Source organism: Mesorhizobium cantuariense, from assembly GCF_042647205.1.
GTDB classification, from domain to species: Bacteria; Pseudomonadota; Alphaproteobacteria; order Rhizobiales; family Rhizobiaceae; genus Mesorhizobium; species Mesorhizobium cantuariense.
On sequence record NZ_JBHRVD010000001.1, the window covers coordinates 3931790 to 3950901 of the forward strand.

The following is a 19112-nucleotide window of genomic DNA, read 5'->3' on the forward strand; positions in this document are numbered from 1 at the left end:
ATGACAGGCGCCAGCGACCCGATAAGTTATGCACCAGATGGCAGCGGCGCTGCGCCAGACATCAACCGGGAGGCCTCCGATGACACTTCGCCCGCTGCTCGCCCTTGTCGGCCTGCTCTGCTGCACGCTGCCCGCCCTTGCCGATGGCGAGGTGCAGAAACTCATCACCGCCGCCGACAAGGCGCGGCTCGACAAATATGGCGAGACCCGCAAGGCGGCGCTCGCCGAGGCGAAAGCGGGCGACCCCGCCGAGGTCAGGCAACTCGACGCCTTGCTGGCGAAGCCGCTGGTGGCCTTCTCCGACAAGGATTTGACCGGCAACTGGCAGTGCCGAACCATCAAGGCCGGCGGACCTTTGCCGCTCGTCATCTATGGCTGGTTCAAGTGCAAGGTGACCGATGACGGTTCCGGCTGGCGGCTGGAGAAGATCAGCGGCTCGCATCGCACCAAGGGTCGCTTCTTCGACGATGGCGAGAAACGTGCGATCTATCTCGGCTCCTTCTATGTCAACAGCGATCCGGCAAAGCCCTATGGCAGCGGCCCGCAAACCGACCAGGTCGGCTACGCCTTCCGCAACAGCGCCAAGGAATGGCGCATTGAATTTCCAGCGCCCTACTACGAATCGAAGCTCGATGTCATCGAATTCAAGCGCTGACCGTGTATCGAAGAGCTGATCACCAAGGATTAACCCGGACGCCTTAGCATCCCGCCCATTGTCGAGAACGGGTTGCTTGGAGGGGGCAATATCCATGGCAGCATCAGAATCCAGTCCGCGTCCGATCGTGGTCGTCACCGGCGGAGGCCAGCATGTCTGGGCTATCGTCAATGCGATCGCCGATCGCGTTGGCCCTGTCAGCGTCGTCCTCGAAACGCCTGAATCAAAAAAGCAATTGCTGCGTGGCCGGGCTCGCCGCCAGGGCTGGATCTCGGCCATCGGCCAGCTCGGCACGATGGTGCTCAGCAGGCTTGGCAAGCGGCTGCTAGCCAGCCATGCCGCGCGGCTGATTGCCGAAGAAGAGCTCGAGGTCGAGCCGCGGCAAGGTCAGGAGATCATCCATATTGCTTCCGCCAACGGGCCGGAGTGCCTCGCGGCGATCGAGAAGCTCCAGCCGGGCGTTGTCCTGCTTAACGGCTGCAGGCTGTTGTCGAAGGACATGTTGGCCAAGATGCCTTGCCCGGTGCTCAACTATCACGCCGGCATCACGCCGAAATACCGCGGCATGAATGGCGGTTACTGGGCGCTGACATCCGGCGATCCGCAGAATTTCGGCACCACCGTTCATCTGGTCGATGCCGGCGTCGATACGGGCGCCGTGCTGAAACAAGTACGCGGTCAGCCGAAACGCGGCGACACCATCTCCAGCTACGCGCTGCGCCAGGCCGCGTTCTCGCGCGACATTTGCGTCGAGGCGGTCAGCGACGTGCTGGCCGGAAAACTCACTACCGTCGACCCGGGCCTGCCGTCGCAACAATGGTATCACCCGACGATCTGGTTCTATCTCTGGACGGGCCTCAGAACCGGCATCTGGTAGCGCGTTCTTCGCCCGGAACCGCATGCCGCGCGCCGGCTATTCCGACGCGTCAAACCCGCCGCCGGCACACGCCGCAAACGAATAAACCCACCTTTCATTTTACGACATCCAAATGCGTCGCTTTTGAATGCGCGCGCGTCGTCCCATAACAAGCGGCCCCACTGCGCTTCCGGCAATGCTCCGATATCGAGGAGTGAGAATTCATGGCCGATCTGATCGTCGTCTACTGGCGCGATATCCCTGCCCAGATCATCGTCAAGAAGGGCCGGCAGAACGCCAAGCGCGAACTGCCGCTGCGCTTCACCGAGGCGATCGACATGTGCGCCATGCGCACCGGCGCCGGCGGCACCGACGACTATCTGGCCGAATGGCGCAAGGCCGATCCCATTCCGGTCGGCGACGACCTCGAAGTCGAGGTCGAGAAGGCGTTCAACGACATCGACACGAAATACGACCGCGAGCGGCTGGTCGCTCTGGTCAAGGCGGGCGGCAAAGAAAATGTCTGAAACCACCCCGGCGGTTACCCAGGCCACTCTGGTCAAGAAGGCAGCGCCGAAATCCGACTACAAGCCGGCCGACGTATCGCCGCAGCGGCGCGTACAGCGCTCCTTCGCGGTCCGGCTTTGGTCGGTCAGGCATTCGCGCTTGCTCGAATGGTTCTACGCAAAATTCGCCGACATGTTCCTGCTTCTCCATCCCTTGTGGAAAGGCATCGGCTACGGCCGCGTCGAAGGGCCGATCAAGTTCGTCGAGAAGCGCGTCAAGGGCTTCATGTTCGACTGCCGCATGTGCGGCCAGTGCATATTGTCATCGACCGGCATGTCGTGCCCGATGAACTGCCCCAAGCAGTTGCGCAACGGCCCCTGCGGCGGCGTACGCGCCAACGGCAATTGCGAGGTCGAGCCCGATATGCCGTGCGTCTGGGTCAAGGCCTGGGAAGGCTCGCAGAACATGGTGCACAGCGACAGTATCCTGGCCGTGCAGAAGCCGGTAGACCAGTCGCTGCGCGAGACCTCGGCCTGGCTGCGGGTGACCGCGCAGGCTGCCGCCGCGCGCGAAGCAGCCGCTGCCGCCAAGAATGGGGCGGCAAACACCGGGGCGTCGGCATGATCGGACGCCAGCGCGACGAGAACCCGGCCGGCATCGATCTGCCGCTCGAGCCCCTGCCCGGCCACACCTCGCGCGGCCGGCTGGAGCGCGTGCTTCGGCGCGGCGAGTTCGCGGTGACGACGGAGCTCAACCCGCCCGACAGCGCCGATCCCGAGGACGTCTACAACCGTGCCAAGATTTTCGACGGCTGGGTCGACGCCATCAACGCCGTCGATGCGTCGGGCGCCAACTGCCATATGTCGTCGGTCGGCATCTGCGCGCTTTTGACTCGCATGGGCTATGCGCCGATCATGCAGATCGCCTGCCGCGACAAGAACCGCATCGCCATCCAGGGCGACGTGCTGGGTGGTGCCGCGATGGGCGTTGCCAACATGCTGTGCCTCACCGGAGACGGCGTGCAGGCCGGCGACCAGCCCGGCGCCAAGCCGGTGTTCGACCTCGACTGCATGTCGCTGCTCGAGACCTGCCGCATCATGCGCGACAACGGCAAGTTCCTGTCCGGCCGCAAGCTGACCACGCCGCCGCAGCTTTTCCTGGGTGCTGCGATCAATCCTTTCGCGCCGCCGATCGACTTCCGGCCCCATCGGCTGGGCAAGAAGATCGCCTCCGGCGCGCAATTCGTGCAGAGCCAGTATTGCTTCGATGTGCCGATGTTCCGCACCTACATGCAGAAGGTGCGCGACCTCGGCTACACCGAAAAATGCTTCATCCTGGTTGGCGTCGGCCCGCTCGCCTCGGCCAAGACGGCCAAATGGATCCGCTCGAACGTGCCGGGCATCCATATTCCCGATTCAGTCATCAAGCGGCTGGAAGGCGCCCAGGACCAGAAGAAGGAAGGCAAGCAGCTCTGCATCGACATCATCAATGAGGTGAAGGAAATATCAGGCGTTTCCGGCGTCCATGTGATGGCCTACCGGCAGGAGGAATATGTCGCCGAGATCGTCGATGAATCGGGCGTGCTGAAGGGCCGCCAGCCATGGAAACGCGAGATCCGTCGCGACGACCAGATGGTCGCCGACCGGCTCGAAAGCATCTTGCACGACGACATTACCGAAACGCAGGTGGACATGGTGAAGACCGCGCATTGACGGCGCGGACGGCCACCCATTCGCTTGAACGAAACCAGACAACGATATAAAGAAATCTTTATATCACGGCGGAGAGACTCATGACCCGTACCATCGTCGCCTCGGCGACACGAGAAATCATCATCGGCTTCGACCAGCCGTTCTGCGTGATTGGCGAACGCATCAACCCGACCGGCCGCAAGAAGCTGGCCGCCGAGATGATCGCGGGCAATTTCGAGACCGTCATCAGGGACGCGCTCGAGCAGGCAGCCTGTGGCGCCACCATGCTCGACGTCAATGCCGGCGTCACCTCGGTCAATCCGAACGAGACCGAACCCGGCCTTTTGGTGCAGACGCTGGAGATCGTGCAGGGTCTGGTCGACCTGCCGCTGTCGATCGACTCCTCGGTCACCGCCGCGATCGAGGCAGCACTCAAGGTCGCCAAGGGCCGCCCGCTGGTCAACTCCGTCACCGGCGAGGAAGAAAAGCTCGAAGCCATCCTGCCGCTGGTCAAGAAGTACAACGTGCCCGTCGTCGCCATCTCCAACGACGAGACCGGCATTTCGATGGATCCGGATGTGCGCTTCGCCGTCGCCAAGAAGATCGTGCAGCGTTGCGCCGATTTCGGCATTCCCGCGCATGACGTCGTCGTCGACCCGCTGGTCATGCCGATCGGCGCGCTGGGTGACGCCGGCCGCCAGGTGTTCGCGCTGCTGCGCCGCCTGCGTGAAGAGCTCAAGGTCAACACCACCTGCGGCCTGTCCAACATCTCGTTCGGCCTGCCGCATCGCCACGGCATCAACGCCGCCTTCATCCCGATGGTGATCGGCGCCGGCATGACATCAGCCATCATGAACCCGGTGCGTCCGCAGGAAATGGAAGCCGTGCGCGGCGCCAATGTGCTGAACGGCACCGACGAGAACTGCACCAACTGGATCCGCACCTACAAGGATTACAAGCCGGCCGAAGGCGGCCAGGCCGTTGCCGCCCCGACGCAAGTCAATGCGCCGGGTGACGGCGCCAACAATGGCGGACGCCGCCGTGGCGGTCGTGAAGCCCGGATGGGCCGAGGATAAGCGCGCAATCGTGAATTCACCTGCCAACATCACCGACCCGCTCGTGCTGTTCATGCCGTCCGGCAAGCGCGGGCGGTTTCCTGTCGGGACGCCGGTGCTCGATGCCGCGCGCCAGCTCGGCGTCTATGTCGAAAGCGTCTGTGGCGGACGCGCCACCTGCGGACGCTGCCAGATCGAAGTGCAGGAAGGCAATTTCGCCAAGCACAAGATCGTTTCCTCCAACGACCACATCACGCCCAAGGGCGCCAAGGAAGAGCGCTATGAGCGCGTCCGCGGCCTGCCCGAACCGCGCCGCCTCTCCTGCTCGGCGCAGATCCTCGGCGACCTCGTCATCGACGTGCCGCAGGACACGGTCATCAATGCGCAGACCATCCGCAAGGATGCCGACACCAGGGTTATCGCCCGCGATTCGGCCATCCGCATGTGCTATGTCGAGATCGAAGAACCCGACATGCACAAGCCGCTTGGCGACCTCGACCGCCTGAAGATCGCGCTGATGCACGATTGGGGCCTGAAAAGCCTCGATTTCGATTTTTATCTGCTGCCGCAGGTGCAAGGCATCTTGCGCAAGGGCAACTGGACCGCGACCGCCGCCATCTACAAGGATGCCGACAGCGAGACCGCGCGCGTCGTAGCACTTTGGCCCGGCCTCAAGAACGAAGCCTATGGGCTCGCCTGCGACATCGGCTCGACCACCATCGCCATGCATCTGGTATCGCTGCTGTCGGGCCGCGTCGCCGCCTCTTCCGGCACCTCGAACCCGCAGATCCGCTTTGGCGAGGATCTGATGAGCCGCGTCTCCTATGTGATGATGAATCCTGACGGCCGCGAAGGCATGACGGTCGCCGTGCGTGAGGCGATCTCGGGCCTGGTCGACAAGGTCTGCGCCGAAGGCAATGTGCAGCGCAACGACATCCTGGATTCCGTCTTCGTCGGCAATCCGATCATGCACCATCTGTTCCTCGGCATCGATCCGACCGAGCTTGGCGGCGCGCCCTTCGCGCTGGCCGTTTCGGGTGCGGTGCACATCAAGGCATCCGACATCGGCCTGAAGCTCAACCAGGGCGCCAGGCTCTACATGCTGCCTTGCATCGCCGGCCATGTCGGTGCCGACGCGGCGGCGGTGACGCTGTCGGAAGGCCCGCATCGCCAGGACGAGATGATGCTGATCGTCGATGTCGGCACCAATGCCGAGATCGTGCTCGGCAACCGTGCGCGGGTCGTGGCTGCTTCTTCTCCGACCGGCCCTGCCTTCGAGGGTGCCGAAATCTCCGGCGGCCAGCGGGCCGCGCCCGGCGCCATCGAGCGCGTGCGCATCGATCCCGACACGCTGGAGCCAAAGTACCGCGTCATCGGCTCGGAACTGTGGTCCGACGAGCCGGGCTTCCTCGACAGCGTCCAGGCGACCGGCGTCACCGGCATCTGCGGCTCCGGCATCATCGAAGTGGTGGCGGAAATGTATCTCGCCGGCATCATCTCGGAAGACGGCGTCATCGACGGGGGGCTCTCGGCCCGCTCGCCGCGCGTCACCGCCAACGGCCGCACCTTCTCCTACGTGCTGAAGGAAGGCGAGCCAAAGATCACCATCACCCAGACCGACGTGCGCGCCATTCAGCTCGCCAAGGCGGCGCTCTATGCCGGCACTAAGCTGTTGATGGAAAAGCAGAACACCGAGCACGTCGATCGCATCCACTTCGCCGGCGCCTTCGGATCTTTCATCGATCCGAAATACGCCATGGTGCTCGGCCTGATCCCGGATTGCGACCTCGACAAGGTCTCGGCTGTCGGCAACGCCGCCGGTGCCGGCGCGCGCATGGCGCTGCTCAATCGCGGCTATCGCCGCGAGATCGAGGACACTGTCAGCAAGATCGAGAAGATCGAGACGGCGCTCGAACCGAAATTCCAGGAGCATTTCGTCTACGCCATGGCGCTGCCCAACAAGGTCGATCCGTTCCCGAAACTGTCAGCGGCGGTGAAACTGCCGCCGCGCAAGACGGTCAGCGAGGATGGCGTGGCCGGCGACGCCACCCCGCGCCGACGTTCGCGCGAAGGCCACGCCGCCCGGCGCGGGCGGGAATAGAATTAAGGCACATTGCAACGGATTCCGCCGAGGCGCCTTAGTCGTTTGTCTCATTCGACGGCAGGCGCAAGCTGGACAGCTGACCGACCGGCGGTATGCTTTTGACACGTGACCGGTTGAGAAAGCTGGTCAGCGGCTTTTCAATCGTCAGGTAAAGCATCGCGGAAAGCGCAATGCTGATAAAGGCAATCGGCGCCGGCTGCCAATTTGGCGGAACGCCAAGCCGCAGCATGATGCCAGTTACCACGACAACCACCAGCACATGCCAGATGTAGATCGAATACGAGGCACTGCCAAAAAATGTAAACAAGGCCACGGGGCTGAACGGTCTGGCACGCTCGGCAAAAACCGCTCCGGCAACGATCAGGGCCGCCGGAACACCCCAACGCAGGACACGAGGCATTTCAGGGTCAAGCATCTGGGACGTCATCAACAGCAGAAATCCGCCAACAACCAGCGACAGCGCCAGCACAAGCTGGAGCCGAATATCCCCCATCCACAGCCGCCCGACGACAATGCCAGCCGCGAACTCGAGCATGAGGGGAGAGGTGAAGGGATAGCCTCTGAGCAGCAGCAAGTTCAATGCGACCATTACCGTCAGCACGCCGATCAGCGCGGCAAAACGCTGCTTCTCGCCTAGCAAGAGCGCCAAGGCGAAAATGACGTAAAACATCATTTCATAACACAGCGTCCAGCCCTGGATCACCACGGGGTGAAGTGACCCATCCTGCATGATCGGAAGAAACATCAGCGAGCCGACAAAATTTGCCGGGCTCAGCACATGTCCGAAGAGAAATTGCGGCTTGACGAAAATTGCCAGCGCGGTCAGCACCGTGACGATCCAATAAAGCGGCACGATACGGACAATCCGTCGCCACATGAAACGCTGTGGATTAACAGGGTGATCGACCGTGGTCACCCACATGATGAAACCGCTGATGACAAAAAAGAGGTCGACACCTGCAGCGCCAACCGCGAACGGACCGTTGAACTGCTCGCTGATATGAAAGCAAACTACCGCGGAAGCGGCGAGTCCTCGAAGGTATTGAATACTGTGAATGTCATTCACGCCATACTCCTTACCAGCACCTCCTTTACCAGCAGCCCCTTACCAGCACCCTCAAAATGCTGCAGCGCACAATAGCAGACGTCCGCCACCCGCTGTCAACCGGGCGGGGCCGAGAAGCGATCGCCTCGGGGCGTCAATCACCTGCAATTTCGTTTGTATGCAAATGTTTCCGGATCGCCTGATCCGGAAACCGAAACGCTGTTTTCGTGAAATCCGCCAGATACATGGCAGGCGCATTTAACCGGCATCGAACGGCAGAAATCAGCCACCGCAACGTTCCAAGGGAGACAACAATGTCGATGCTCGAAAGCCTGAGCCGCTATGGCGCGGCCATCAGAAACGCCCATGACCGCAACAAGGCACGGCGCCTGTTGAACAGCCTGCCGCCTGAACTCCAGAAGGATATCGGCTGGCCGGTGTCGCCGCGATCCAGCGAAAAGGCCGCACTCCTCAGCACGATCTGGAGCGCCGCGCGCTGATGACCTTCGCCGACAAATGCAAATTGCTCGGCAGGCGCCGGGGATCTCGCATGTCCCCGGCGACCACCAGCAACCGGCTGCGTGCCGCACTTCTACCGCGTCGCTGACCACCACGGCGCGGATCACACCACCGTGTAGACGCGGGCGTAAAACTTGACATTTTCGGCCGCGGCACGATCTTCGGAGATAGTGGGGGTTCTCTTAGTCGGCTTTCGCCGAAGTTCGTGTATCCGCATGCCAAGTTTGAAAAGCCACGTCGTGTCCTTCGTCCTGCGGCACAGCCGCAAACAGGCGTTTGCCAGCCCGGAAAACCTGCAGCGCTGGATCGCCGCCGCGCGCAAGACCGAGAACCACCGGCCGCCCGCCTCGCTGCAGCAGCGTCTCGGCATCGAGATGCATACGATTGATGGCTTCCCGGTCTATGAAATCGCCCCCTGGGCCGGCGAGCAGAAGCGGATTCTCTACCTGCACGGCGGCGCCTATGTCTTTGAAATCACACCCTATCACTGGCATCTGATCGCCGACATGGCGGACCGGCTAGGCTACGGCATCACCGTGCCGATCTATCCCATCGCCCCCGAACACGATTTCCACGCCATGTTCGGCATGGTCGGCGACGTCTACCGGCATATGCTCGACGAGACGGAGGCCGAGGACATAGTGTTCATGGGCGATTCCGCCGGCGGCAACATGGCCGTGGTGCTGACCATGATGGCGGCTGAGCAGGCCCTGCCCCCGCCGTCGCGCCATGTGTTGATTTCACCGGGCCTCGATATGTCGCTTTCCAACCCAAAGCTGTTCGAGGCCGAACGCAACGACCCGTGGCTCGGCATAGCCGGCGGCCTGGAAGCCATCCGGATGTACAGTGCCGGCATCGACCGTAGCGACTGGCACATCAGCCCGCTCTATGGCGATCTGTCGGTGCTGCCGAAAACGCTGCTTTTGACCGGCTCGCACGACCTGCTCAGTCCCGACAATCTGATCTTCGCCGAAAAGGCGCGTGCCGCCGGCGTCGAAATCGATGTCGTCTATGAGCAAGGCATGTTCCATGTCTGGCCATTGATCGACATGCCGGAATCGCGTCGCGCGCGGCAGCACATCGTCGCGTTTCTCACGAATGAAGCCGACACTCAGGCTGAAAGAGAGATGGTCACCTCGTCGACCAAAGCCTTGTCGAGATCTCCGTTGATGAGCGGATTGGCAAGCACGAAGATTGCCTCCGCGATTTCATCGTTTCGATCCGGTTGATAGTCGATATCGTCCCTGAGTTCGATCAAGTTTGCCCATTCCTCCACCTCAGAAGCGGCAAGTTCGCCCTCCAAAAAGCGATGGAGCGCCGTCACTATGTGATCGGCAGTCAAGACAACGACCGGAGTCTCGGACCAGCCGAGTTCGTCGAGCATTTGGGCCAGACGATCAACCGGCTTTGCGAACGCGACGAGATCGCCGAGCACTGAAACCCGGCTCAACGTCATCTGTCAGAACTTGCCCGTCTCGCGGAACACTTCGAAGGTCGCGCGGATGTGGTCGGCGACGGCCTTCACCGGCGCGCTGGCGTCCGGCGCCACCACCATCGCCAGATTGTAAGTGCCGATGTCGGGCATGCCGTCCTTCGGGCCGAGTTCGACCATCTCATTGCCGAGGAACGACTTCGGCAGCGGCGCCACGGCCAGATCGGACATGATCGCGGCACGCTGGCCGGCCGTATGCGCGCTCATATAGGCGATGCGATAGTTGCGGCCCTCGCGGCCAAGCGCGTCAAGCGCCCCGGCCCGCCAGGCGCAGCCCTCTTCCCACAGCGATACCGGCAGCGGTTCGCGCAGATGCGCGCAGCCGCCCTTGGCGCCGGCCCAGACGATCGGCTCGGTCAGCAGCACCTCGGCGCCCAATGCGCTGGTCTTGTAGGAATTGGTCAACAGCGTGATGTCGAGCGCCCGGTCGTCCATGCGCCGGCGCAGATTGCTGCTCTGATCGATGGTGACGTCGACGGCGATGGACGGATGCGACTGCGCAAAACGCTTCAGCACATGCGGCAGCACGCGCTCGCCGTAATCGTCCGGCGAACCGAGCCGCACCACGCCGACAATCTCGGGAATGATGAACTTCGACACCACCTCGCGGTTGATCGACAAAAGCCGGCGGGCATAGCCGAGCAGCATTTCGCCATCCGTGGTCAACGACACCGAGCGGGCGTCGCGCGCGAACACCGAGCGGCCGAGAATATCCTCCAGCTTCTTGATCTGCATGGAGACGGCCGAGGGCGTGCGGAAGACCGCATTGGCGGCGGTGGTGAAGCTGCCGGTCTCGGCAATCGCCACGAAAGTGCGCAAAACGTCGAGATCGAGAAGTGGCAGTGGATGATTGAGCGGGGCGTTCATGGGAACCGACCTTCAATTTTTCTGATACAAAGCATCATTCCATTTCGTTTGATTGAACATCAGATTGGGAGGATAGTCAACTCCATCGAAGCAGGCAGCTGCCACAAGCAGCCATGAAACGACCACGACACAGACCTGCATTCGACACGAAATGAAGTTGAAACAAACCTGACATAACCAACTCGCTGTCTGGCAGTCGCCAGATGCCAAAGGAGAATGAAATGTCTATCCTGTCGTCCCTCGGTCGGATCGCGACCGAATTCAGCGCGGCCCGCGCCCGCTACCAGACCGAACGCGCCATCCGCTCCCTGCCGATCGAATTGCAGAAGGATATCGGCTGGCCTGAAGCTTCCGACACCAAGACCAATTCACGCAATGGCGTCGGATCCTGGGCTGGAGCAAAGTAGATCGTGTGTACCATGTGCTGAAGGCCTGCCGCGCAATCGCCCGGCAGGCCTTCTCTGTTTTATTTGTATTCAAATGAGTTTCGGAGCCATGTGGCCAGCGCATGACGCATATGAGAAAGCCGCATAGCAGCTCCTATTTCCAATTAATGCCTTGTAAACAATCGCAAATTTCGAGCACCTTGCCCAAATTTGCCGCAATCGATGTCGCATTTCATATCAAGCGCTTCGCTTTTGCGATTAGTTTCTGCTTACACAAGCCTATATCAGCGCCAGCAAACGAGCTGCCCCACTCCATCAAGCGAAGGCGACCCGTCTGAGCAACAAATGGAGATGATTATGAAGCTTTTTGCACGCCTCTTCGCCCGCCGCGAAATGAACCTGACCACCGCTCTCGAGCGCCAGCGCCTCGCCAACACCATGCCCGGCCAGACCGGCGCCATGAATGCGGCGCGCCTCGGCTTCGTCGCCTGAAGATTTTCAAGGCAGCGCATCCCTGCCGCTGCTTTAAAACTGTAACTCCGCCTGGCTCCAGCCAGAGCGGCGTTTTTGTTCTGCCCGCAGGCCGTACTTTGCCCGTCCTTTGAACAGTTGGTGCCACTTCCAGGGCTCGCTGCATGCCGATTGCCCATTTGCGACCCATGTCGCAAATTTAATCTTGTCGTAGCGGCGTAGCCGATTGACAGACATGGTTTTTCCTGATGTCGCTATGCTATTCGCGACATCCTGTTCGCGCCATGGCTGTGTGAGGTTCCCTTGAACGCCGTAAAGCATCCGATCAAGCGATCGTTTGTATTCTTCCTTGTTCCCGATTTCACCATGATCGCTTTTGCGACCGCGCTCGACCCGTTGCGCTCGGCCAATCGCATGCTTGGCTACGAGGCCTATTGCTGGCGCCTTGCCAGCATCGACGGCAAGCCGGTGCGTGCCTCGAACGGGGTCGAATGCGCGGTCAACACCTCGCTCGAGGATGAACGCAAGAAGATGGCAGGCCCCGACCGGCCGAACATGGCCATCGTCTGCAGCGGCATCAATGTCGAGCGCTACCAGAACAAGTCCGCCTTCGCCTGGCTGCGCGAGGAGTATAATCGCGGCGTCGCCGTCGGCGGCCTGTGCACCGGCGCGCATATCCTCGCCGCCGCCGGCCTGTTGTCCAACAAGCGCTGCGCCATCCATTGGGAGAACCTGCCGGGCTTTTCCGAAGCGTTCCCGAAGGCCAATGTCTTTGCCGACCTCTTCGAGATCGACCAGAACATCTACACCTGCGCCGGCGGCACCGCCGCACTCGACATGATGCTGAAGCTGATCGGCGACGATTTTGACGAGAACCTCGTCAACCGCGTCTGCGAGCAGGTGCTGACCGACCGCGTGCGCAGCCCGACCGACCGCCAGCGCCTGCCGCTGCGCGCCCGCCTCGGCGTCCAGAACTCGAAAGTGCTGACCATCATCGAGTTGATGGAAGGCAACCTCTCCGAGCCGCTGTCACTGATCGAGATCGCCGACCATGTCGACCTGTCGCGACGCCAGATCGAACGGCTGTTCCGCACCGAGATGGGACGCTCCCCTGCCCGCTACTACCTCGAAATCCGGCTCGACCGCGCCAGGCATCTGCTGATCCAATCATCGATGCCGGTGGTCGAAGTGGCGGTCGCCTGCGGCTTCGTCTCGGCCTCGCATTTCTCCAAATGCTACCGCGAGCTCTACGCCCGCTCGCCGCAGCAGGAGCGCGTCGACCGCAAGCAGCTACTGGCGGCCTGATCCGATAGGTCCTCGGACAACTGGCGAATTGGCTTGAGATTCTCAGGCAGCGGCGCCCGCCGCCTGAAGTCCAACCTCAGTAACCTTCGCAATAGCACTCCGCCGAGGAGATGCGGTCGTTCCACTCGCTGCCGCCGAAATCGCGGATCCTGCGCCGGATCTCGATGGAGCGGCCCCCCATCCGCGAGTCCTCATAGGCAACGAGCGTGCAGCCGCGGCGCACGATCACCGACGACACACGGTCGTTCCAGAACTGGCCGCCACGAAAGTTTACGGAATCATCGGGCCCCATACCGATGGATCGCCCGCGAAAATTCGCGTGCTCGAACATAATGCAGGCGGGCTCGTCCCTGTATTGGGCGCTGGCGCCGTCGGCAAAAAGCACGGACGCGACAGCAGTCAGGATGGCTAGACGTTTCATCTGATGTTTCCTCGGTTTTGACCGCGGCCCCTCCGGCTGGATAGCGCGGTCCGGCCATTTTGCCAATGCTTCGGTCGCCTAGCGGCTGTCGAACATCCAGCTGCGGTTGCGCCACATTTTCTCGCCGACCAGGCAGTCGGTGGCGGGCCTGTCCTGCGCCAATATCACGGGCGGATGCGCGGCTTCTTCCGCCGCCCATTGCGGCGAGGCCGGACCGGCAAGTTCCAGCACCAGCTTGCGACGGATGGCTTCGGGAAACTGCGTCCAGTCGTTGACCGGGATCATGAAGGCTCCGGGACCGCCGATGACGCAGTCGCTGTAGTAGCGATCGAGATTGTTGACGTCGTAGGCACCGGAAAACCCGCCTCGAGTCATCAGCGGCAGGCCGTTGATGACGATGCCTTGCTTGATCAGCCCGTCGCGGGTGAGGTTGACCGGCGCGCCCTGGTTGTTGGGGCCGTCGCCCGAAATGTCGATGACCCGCTTCGTCCCCTGGTAGCCGCTTTCGGCGAACAGGTCGTTGCCAAACTCCAGCGCGCCGGAGATGGAAGTGCGCCGCGCGCTGTTGGGCGGCTGCGCGGACAATTGCGCAACCACGCGCTCCGCATCAGTGCGGCTGGCGATCACCGTCCACGGCACGATGACGCGCTGCCAGGTGGTGCCGGCCCATTCGACATAGGTGACGGCGATCTTGCCATGGGCGCCATCGGCAATGGCCTGCAGCACATTGTCGTGCGTCAATGCCGCGGCGTAGCCATGACGCTGGATCTCGAGCTCCTCCGGCGACATCGACAGCGAAACGTCGACCGCCAGCACCAGCTCGACATCGACCGGCTCATCCGCGAGGGACACTGGCGCCAGCCAGAGCGTCAGCGCGAATGCGGCGCAGCCTGAAAGGAAATGTCTTGCGCAGGCAAAAGCAGACATGCCGCAAGGTAAGCGAAAACAGCCTGTTTAAAAAGACAAAAGCCTGGCCGATGGCCAAGCTTTTGTCTTCATGCCCTTTGCGCCTGCCCAGTGATCAACTGCGCGGCTTCAGATTCTCCGGATCATAGAGCGGCTTGTAGCCGACAGCCGCCACTTCGACCGGATATGTCTCGCCAAAATACTCGATAGTCAGCTTGCGGCCTTCCTGGGCATACGCCCATGGCAGATAAGCGAGACCGATATTCTTGCCGATGGTCGGGCCGTAGGCCATCGAGGTGGTGAAAGACCGGCGGCCGAGGTCGTCGACCAGCGTTTCGCCGGTCTTCGGGTCCATTACAGGCATGGTGCCAACGGGATAGCGGGCAACGCCTTTGGAATCGACATTACTGGTCATCACCAGAGTGCACAGCATGGCCGGCTGGTGTTCGCGGGCGCGGAACTCGACATGCCTGGCCTTGCCGCAAAAATCGTTCTCCTTGACCTTCGGACGAGCGAGATCCGCCTCGAGCAGATTGTACTCGGTCAAAAGGTCGGCGTTCTGCAGGCGCAGGCTCTTTTCCATGCGGCGCGTGTTGGCATAGGTCTCGACGCCGAAGGGCATGACGCCGGTCGAGCGCAAGGCGTCCCAGACGGCCAGGCCGTCCTCGTAGCGCATATGCAGCTCCCAGCCCTGCTCGCCGACATAGGAGATGCGGAAAGCGGTGACATCCTTGCCGCCGATCCTGACCTGCTTGATCGCCGCGAACGGGAAATTCTCGAGCGAAAGACCACCCGGATTCTCGACCACCTTCTGCAGGGTCGCCCGGGCGTTCGGTCCCCAGATGCCGATGGTGACATATTTCTCGGTCACGTCGGTGATGGTGACGTCGAAACCTTTGTCCTGCGCCGTGCGGCGCATGTACTGGAAGTCGCGCGGACCGGCATCCGCGCCGTCGATCAAACGACAGCGGTCGGCCATGCGGATGACGGTAAAGTCGGCGCGCACCATGCCTTCCTCGTCGAGGAAGTGGGTGTAGATGCCCTTGCCGATGTTGTTGTCGCCGCCGATCTTGGCCGCGCACAGCCATTCCAGCAGCGCGACATGGTCGGGACCTTCAATGTCGTACATGGCGAAGTGCGACAGGTTGACGATGCCGCAATCCTCGCTCATGGCGAGGTGTTCGGCATTGGAGACGCGCCAGAAATGGCGGTTGTCCCACTCGTTCTCACGCACCGGCACCCGGTTGCCGTATTTCTCCAGCAGATGCTCGTTGGCGGCATAGCCGTGAGCGCGCTCCCAGCCGCCCAGCTCCATGAAATAGCCGCCGAGCTCCTTCTCGCGCTCCCAGAAGGGCGATCGCCTGATGTTGCGGGCCTTGGAGAACGGCTCACGCGGATGCACCGCCGGATTGTAGACCTTCATCGCCGTCTCGGTGCAGCGATCCCAGATGAACTGCTCCATCGTCTGGTGCGGGTAGAAGCGCGCATAGTCGATGGCGTGATGGTCGATCGCGGTGCGGCCGTCCGTCATCCAGTCGGCAATGAGCTTGCCCATGCCCGGGCCATCCTTGACCCAGATGGCAACGGCATACCACAGGCCCCGCACCTTCTGGCTTTCGCCCATCGACGGGCCGCCGTCGGCCGTCACCTGGAGAAGCCCGTTGAAGGAATGGCTCTCATTATAGCCGAGTTCGCCCAGGATCGGCGTCAGTTCCATGGCGCGTTCGAGCGGCGCCAGGATCTGCTCCATGTCGAGATCGCGCTGCGAAGGCGACAGACGCGCCTGGTCCTTCTCCAAGAGGTCGCGCGGATGGCAAAGGCGCGGATTGGTCTCTTCGTAATAGCCCCATTCGATCTGCCCGCCCTCGGCGGTCTTGGGATCGCCCGTGTCGCGCATATAGGCCGAATTGCCCTGGTCGCGCAGCAACGGCCAGCCGATCTCCTTGCCGGTGCCGGCAAACTCGTTGTACGGACCGAAGAAAGTCAGCGGATGGTCGATCGGCATCACCGGCAGGTCCTCGCCGACCATTTCCGCGATCAGCCGGCCCCATATTCCGGCGCAGACGACGACATAATCGGCCTCAATGGTGCCGCGATCGGTCACCACGCCGGTGATGCGGCCGTCCTTGACGACAAGCGACCGGGCCGGCGTGTTGGCGAAGGATTTGAGCTTGCCCGACGCTTCCGCCTGGTCGACCAGCTTGCCGGCGACCGTCTGCGAGCGCGGGATGACCAGACCGGCATCGGGATCCCACAGGCCGCCCTGCACCATCGCTTCTTCGATGAGCGGAAATTTTTCCTTGATCTCGGCCGGTTCGATCAGCCGGGCGCGCGTGCCAAACGCCTTGGCCGAGGCGATCTTGCGCTTGATCTCCTCCATGCGGCTGTCATCGCCAACGCGGGCTACTTCGAGACCGCCGATGCGCGCGTAGTGGCCCATCTTCTCGTAGAAATCGATGGAGTAGAGCGTCGTCCAGCAGGACAGGAAATCGTGGCTGGTCGTGTAGCAGAAGTCGGAGGCGTGCGCGGTCGAGCCGATATCGGTCGGGATGCCCGACTTGTCGATGCCGACAATGTCGTCCCATCCCCGCTCTATCAGATGATGGGCGATCGATGCGCCGACAATACCGCCCAGGCCGACGATGACGACCTTCGCCTTTTTCGGAAACTCTGCCATTGCCCGCGACTCCAAATACTATTGCGGGCAGCGTCGGCGCCCGTTTGATCGGCGCACAATATGCAGGCGACGGGCACGACGCTACCGCCTGTTTGCGACACGCCGCAGGTGCGGCGCGACCCGATATGGCATCAGAAAAAATCGCTGACCGTCAGGCGAAGGCCCAGATGTCCTCGGCCTGAAAGCCGACCTGATAGCCTGAGGTCTTCAGCTTGACCACAACCTGGCCGATCTCGACCGCCGGCAGCGCGCCGACCTCGACCTTGATCATGCCGGGGCGGTAGCGCTTGAGGTCGAGCTGTTCGAAGACGATCCAGTCGGCGCCCTCGCAATCGACGAGGAAAGCGTCGATATGGCTGATGCCGTTGCGATCGAGCAGCGTCTGCAAGGTCTCGGATGGCACCTCGATATCCCTGAGATGCGGTGCGAACTTGTTGAAGTTGGTGTCGGCCTCGCCCCAGGCGTTCTTGCCCGACATCAGATTGGTGTCGGTGACCGACGAGCAGCCGATAAATTCGATGGGCAACGTGCCGGCCTCGAGCGCGGCGGCATCGAAGGTGTGGACGGTGATCGTGCCTTTGGCCTTTGTCACCGCCACCGGCTCGATGATGAACCGGCTGGTGTCGGGGTAGTTGGCGCGCAGTCGTTTCTGATTGTACGGGATCGGCTCGACCAGCATCGCGCGTGCGCCAGCTATGCGGTGCAGCCACGGCGTCACATCGTCGAACAGCGCGCCATCGCAGGCGCCGACATTGACCATCTGGAACGGTCGCCCCGACCCACCAAAGCGCGACTTCAACGCCGCCTTGGCCAGGAACTTCGTGCCGCGCAGCGACGGCCCGCGATCGAGAACTCCCTTGGGAAGACCAAGCGACAGGGCAATGCGCGCCAGGCTGGATACCGAACTCATGACTTGTCTCCGGGAATGCTTGGCAAGGCGGCGCGATGCTGACCACGCACCACTGTTGCCCACAGCGCCATGAACGGCGTCGACAGCAGCAGGAAGGGCGGGATCAGATGCGGGAAATAGATGCGCGTGTCGTGGATCGGGAAGACGGTGAACTTCGCCAGCGCACCGAGCACCAGTGCCGCAAACAGGATGCCGGCGCGGCGATCGAGGCGGAAGCCGGCGCGGGCGGCAGCAAACCAGCCGGCCAGTGCCAGCACCGACACGCCGACCCAGCTGTTCAGGCTGACGGCGCGCAACTGCGAGGTGGCAAAGGCCCTGAGATAGGCGACCACCGAGAATGGCGGCTCGAACCCGTCCATATTGTAGTGCTGCTCGATGCTGGAGAACCACAGATGCGGCCACCAGCCAGGATGATGGGCCCAGTGCGAAATGGCGAAGTAAGCGACGAAGGACGCGGCAAAGCCGGCCAACGCACCCCATGCCTTCTGCCGGAACGCAACCAGCAGCACAGCGAAAATCGCCAGGAAAACAATATTGTCCGGCCGCGCCATGAAGGCGAGAAAGAGCAGGAGCGCCGTTGCCATCTCGCGACCGCGGACATAGGCGTAGAGCCCGCCGAGCAACAGCGCGGAACACAACAGATCCGGGGTCGAGGCGCGCGCCGCATCGCCGAAATCGGCCATGATCAGCACCGCGCCGACCAAAGGCGCCAAGGCCAGCGCCCCCTCGGAGCGCAACCAAAGCAGCGCAATCGCGCCGAACAGCAGCACGGAGAACACCGACACCAAGCGCATCGCCTCGACCGGCGACATCACCGCGCTCAGCGTCGACAGGATCTCGGCGTAGAGGAACTTGATCCGGTACATGCCGAGCAGAGAATGGAAGTCGGCGGCATTCTCCGCCATATGGCTGCGGAAGCCGCCGGCATCATCGGTCAGCGCCTTGTAGTCACCAGCTGAAACGCCTGATTTGACGGTGTTGTAGGCATAGTCGTGCAGTGCCTGGGCATCAGGATAGGTGCCTTCCTCTGATATGGCGAGATAAGGCAGCATGTCCCAATTGGCGTCGGGCATTACCCACGCCGTAAACGCTGTAAAAAGGATGTAGAGCGCGAAGGCCGCCGCGCCGATCGGTGCTGCCAGCCGCGCATAAGTCCCCTCGCCCCACGCCAGACCGGCCCCGGTGAGCCGGTCGAGCAGGTTGTTCGGTGCGGGCGACTTGGTCAGCATCGTTGTACTCAGCGAA

The 19112-nt window shown here is 62.1% G+C and carries 20 protein-coding genes; 13 read left to right on the top strand and 7 right to left on the bottom strand.

Annotation, left to right across the window (positions count from 1 at the left end):
• Window positions 1-79 precede the first annotated feature (79 nt).
• The 7 genes from ACFOJ9_RS19075 (at window position 80) to ACFOJ9_RS19105 (ending at window position 6865) form a co-directional block, all read left to right on the top strand.
• Window positions 80-655, top strand: a complete 576-nt coding sequence (locus ACFOJ9_RS19075; RefSeq protein ID WP_378980427.1) for a DUF4893 domain-containing protein — start codon at window positions 80-82, stop codon at window positions 653-655.
• A 94-nt stretch (window positions 656-749) separates the two neighbouring features.
• Entirely contained in the window at window positions 750-1532 is a 783-nt protein-coding gene (locus tag ACFOJ9_RS19080; RefSeq protein WP_378980428.1) for a formyl transferase, read from the top strand.
• Window positions 1533-1735: 203 nt separating this feature from the next.
• Window positions 1736-2038 (top strand): virulence factor, encoded by a 303-nt coding sequence (locus ACFOJ9_RS19085; protein ID WP_378980429.1) that lies wholly within the window; start codon window positions 1736-1738, stop codon window positions 2036-2038.
• Window positions 2031-2642 (top strand): methylenetetrahydrofolate reductase C-terminal domain-containing protein, encoded by a 612-nt coding sequence (locus tag ACFOJ9_RS19090; RefSeq protein ID WP_378980430.1) that lies wholly within the window; start codon window positions 2031-2033, stop codon window positions 2640-2642. Before ACFOJ9_RS19085 ends, ACFOJ9_RS19090 begins: the two co-directional genes overlap by 8 nt.
• Window positions 2639-3730: a methylenetetrahydrofolate reductase gene (locus tag ACFOJ9_RS19095; RefSeq protein WP_378980431.1), complete on the top strand. Its 1092-nt coding sequence runs from the start codon at window positions 2639-2641 to the stop codon at window positions 3728-3730. Before ACFOJ9_RS19090 ends, ACFOJ9_RS19095 begins: the two co-directional genes overlap by 4 nt.
• Before the next feature lie 80 nt (window positions 3731-3810).
• On the top strand, window positions 3811-4785 hold the full coding sequence (locus tag ACFOJ9_RS19100; protein WP_127258517.1) for a methyltetrahydrofolate cobalamin methyltransferase: 975 nt from the start codon (window positions 3811-3813) through the stop codon (window positions 4783-4785).
• Window positions 4736-6865 carry an ASKHA domain-containing protein gene (locus ACFOJ9_RS19105; protein WP_378980432.1) on the top strand — a complete coding sequence of 710 codons (2130 nt, stop codon included), beginning with the start codon at window positions 4736-4738 and terminating at the stop codon, window positions 6863-6865. Before ACFOJ9_RS19100 ends, ACFOJ9_RS19105 begins: the two co-directional genes overlap by 50 nt.
• A 37-nt stretch (window positions 6866-6902) precedes the next feature.
• Here the strand turns inward: ACFOJ9_RS19105 and ACFOJ9_RS19110 are convergent, their stop codons facing one another.
• Window positions 6903-7934 (bottom strand): acyltransferase family protein, encoded by a 1032-nt coding sequence (locus ACFOJ9_RS19110; RefSeq protein ID WP_378980433.1) that lies wholly within the window; start codon window positions 7932-7934, stop codon window positions 6903-6905.
• Between the two features lie 293 nt (window positions 7935-8227).
• On the opposite strand from ACFOJ9_RS19110, the gene ACFOJ9_RS19115 reads away from it, so the two are divergent.
• From ACFOJ9_RS19115 to ACFOJ9_RS19125, 3 genes are all read left to right on the top strand, one after another.
• Complete coding sequence (locus ACFOJ9_RS19115; RefSeq protein WP_378980434.1) at window positions 8228-8413, top strand: hypothetical protein; 186 nt, start codon at window positions 8228-8230, stop codon at window positions 8411-8413.
• 234 nt (window positions 8414-8647) lie between these two features.
• Window positions 8648-9661, top strand: a complete 1014-nt coding sequence (locus tag ACFOJ9_RS19120; protein WP_378980435.1) for an alpha/beta hydrolase — start codon at window positions 8648-8650, stop codon at window positions 9659-9661.
• Window positions 9658-9870, top strand: a complete 213-nt coding sequence (locus ACFOJ9_RS19125) for a hypothetical protein (protein WP_378980436.1) — start codon at window positions 9658-9660, stop codon at window positions 9868-9870. The genes ACFOJ9_RS19120 and ACFOJ9_RS19125 overlap by 4 nt, the downstream gene beginning before the upstream one ends.
• Window positions 9871-9891: 21 nt before the next feature.
• On the opposite strand, the gene ACFOJ9_RS19130 is transcribed toward ACFOJ9_RS19125, so the two are convergent.
• Window positions 9892-10791 carry a LysR substrate-binding domain-containing protein gene (locus ACFOJ9_RS19130; RefSeq protein WP_378980437.1) on the bottom strand — a complete coding sequence of 300 codons (900 nt, stop codon included), beginning with the start codon at window positions 10789-10791 and terminating at the stop codon, window positions 9892-9894.
• Window positions 10792-11012: 221 nt separating this feature from the next.
• Between ACFOJ9_RS19130 and ACFOJ9_RS19135 the strand changes: the two genes are divergently transcribed.
• The 3 genes from ACFOJ9_RS19135 (at window position 11013) to ACFOJ9_RS19145 (ending at window position 12953) form a co-directional block, all read left to right on the top strand.
• Window positions 11013-11198, top strand: coding sequence for a hypothetical protein (locus ACFOJ9_RS19135; protein WP_292638219.1), 186 nt, complete (start codon window positions 11013-11015; stop codon window positions 11196-11198).
• 336 nt (window positions 11199-11534) lie between these two features.
• Window positions 11535-11669, top strand: coding sequence for a hypothetical protein (locus ACFOJ9_RS19140; RefSeq protein ID WP_013531161.1), 135 nt, complete (start codon window positions 11535-11537; stop codon window positions 11667-11669).
• 345 nt (window positions 11670-12014) lie between these two features.
• Window positions 12015-12953: a GlxA family transcriptional regulator gene (locus ACFOJ9_RS19145; protein WP_348640062.1), complete on the top strand. Its 939-nt coding sequence runs from the start codon at window positions 12015-12017 to the stop codon at window positions 12951-12953.
• A gap of 76 nt (window positions 12954-13029) precedes the next feature.
• On the opposite strand, the gene ACFOJ9_RS19150 is transcribed toward ACFOJ9_RS19145, so the two are convergent.
• From ACFOJ9_RS19150 to ACFOJ9_RS19170, 5 genes are all read right to left on the bottom strand, one after another.
• The gene (locus ACFOJ9_RS19150) at window positions 13030-13374 is read right to left on the bottom strand and encodes a peptidase inhibitor family I36 protein (RefSeq protein WP_378980438.1); all 345 of its coding nucleotides are present in this window, start codon (window positions 13372-13374) and stop codon (window positions 13030-13032) included.
• Window positions 13375-13452: 78 nt separating this feature from the next.
• Complete coding sequence (locus ACFOJ9_RS19155; protein ID WP_378980439.1) at window positions 13453-14301, bottom strand: DUF1194 domain-containing protein; 849 nt, start codon at window positions 14299-14301, stop codon at window positions 13453-13455.
• Between the two features lie 94 nt (window positions 14302-14395).
• Window positions 14396-16957 carry a GcvT family protein gene (locus tag ACFOJ9_RS19160; protein WP_378980440.1) on the bottom strand — a complete coding sequence of 854 codons (2562 nt, stop codon included), beginning with the start codon at window positions 16955-16957 and terminating at the stop codon, window positions 14396-14398.
• Between the two features lie 151 nt (window positions 16958-17108).
• Window positions 17109-17867, bottom strand: coding sequence for an FkbM family methyltransferase (locus tag ACFOJ9_RS19165; protein WP_378980441.1), 759 nt, complete (start codon window positions 17865-17867; stop codon window positions 17109-17111).
• Window positions 17864-19096, bottom strand: coding sequence for a hypothetical protein (locus tag ACFOJ9_RS19170; RefSeq protein ID WP_378980442.1), 1233 nt, complete (start codon window positions 19094-19096; stop codon window positions 17864-17866). The genes ACFOJ9_RS19165 and ACFOJ9_RS19170 overlap by 4 nt, the downstream gene beginning before the upstream one ends.
• Window positions 19097-19112: the final 16 nt, after the last annotated feature.

What these genes read in the sequence shown, in the direction of transcription:
- ACFOJ9_RS19140 (WP_013531161.1), top strand. Translation starts at nt 11,535, where the DNA reads ATGAAGCTTTTTGCACGCCTCTTCGCCCGCCGCGAAATGAACCTGACC.
- ACFOJ9_RS19170 (WP_378980442.1), bottom strand. Translation starts at nt 19,096, where the DNA reads ATGCTGACCAAGTCGCCCGCACCGAACAACCTGCTCGACCGGCTCACC.
- ACFOJ9_RS19085 (WP_378980429.1), top strand. Translation starts at nt 1,736, where the DNA reads ATGGCCGATCTGATCGTCGTCTACTGGCGCGATATCCCTGCCCAGATC.
- ACFOJ9_RS19155 (WP_378980439.1), bottom strand. Translation starts at nt 14,301, where the DNA reads ATGTCTGCTTTTGCCTGCGCAAGACATTTCCTTTCAGGCTGCGCCGCA.
- ACFOJ9_RS19165 (WP_378980441.1), bottom strand. Translation starts at nt 17,867, where the DNA reads ATGAGTTCGGTATCCAGCCTGGCGCGCATTGCCCTGTCGCTTGGTCTT.
- ACFOJ9_RS19090 (WP_378980430.1), top strand. Translation starts at nt 2,031, where the DNA reads ATGTCTGAAACCACCCCGGCGGTTACCCAGGCCACTCTGGTCAAGAAG.
- ACFOJ9_RS19120 (WP_378980435.1), top strand. Translation starts at nt 8,648, where the DNA reads ATGCCAAGTTTGAAAAGCCACGTCGTGTCCTTCGTCCTGCGGCACAGC.
- ACFOJ9_RS19145 (WP_348640062.1), top strand. Translation starts at nt 12,015, where the DNA reads ATGATCGCTTTTGCGACCGCGCTCGACCCGTTGCGCTCGGCCAATCGC.
- ACFOJ9_RS19150 (WP_378980438.1), bottom strand. Translation starts at nt 13,374, where the DNA reads ATGAAACGTCTAGCCATCCTGACTGCTGTCGCGTCCGTGCTTTTTGCC.
- ACFOJ9_RS19095 (WP_378980431.1), top strand. Translation starts at nt 2,639, where the DNA reads ATGATCGGACGCCAGCGCGACGAGAACCCGGCCGGCATCGATCTGCCG.
- ACFOJ9_RS19115 (WP_378980434.1), top strand. Translation starts at nt 8,228, where the DNA reads ATGTCGATGCTCGAAAGCCTGAGCCGCTATGGCGCGGCCATCAGAAAC.
- ACFOJ9_RS19080 (WP_378980428.1), top strand. Translation starts at nt 750, where the DNA reads ATGGCAGCATCAGAATCCAGTCCGCGTCCGATCGTGGTCGTCACCGGC.
- ACFOJ9_RS19130 (WP_378980437.1), bottom strand. Translation starts at nt 10,791, where the DNA reads ATGAACGCCCCGCTCAATCATCCACTGCCACTTCTCGATCTCGACGTT.
- ACFOJ9_RS19160 (WP_378980440.1), bottom strand. Translation starts at nt 16,957, where the DNA reads ATGGCAGAGTTTCCGAAAAAGGCGAAGGTCGTCATCGTCGGCCTGGGC.
- ACFOJ9_RS19105 (WP_378980432.1), top strand. Translation starts at nt 4,736, where the DNA reads ATGGCGGACGCCGCCGTGGCGGTCGTGAAGCCCGGATGGGCCGAGGAT.
- ACFOJ9_RS19100 (WP_127258517.1), top strand. Translation starts at nt 3,811, where the DNA reads ATGACCCGTACCATCGTCGCCTCGGCGACACGAGAAATCATCATCGGC.
- ACFOJ9_RS19135 (WP_292638219.1), top strand. Translation starts at nt 11,013, where the DNA reads ATGTCTATCCTGTCGTCCCTCGGTCGGATCGCGACCGAATTCAGCGCG.
- ACFOJ9_RS19075 (WP_378980427.1), top strand. Translation starts at nt 80, where the DNA reads ATGACACTTCGCCCGCTGCTCGCCCTTGTCGGCCTGCTCTGCTGCACG.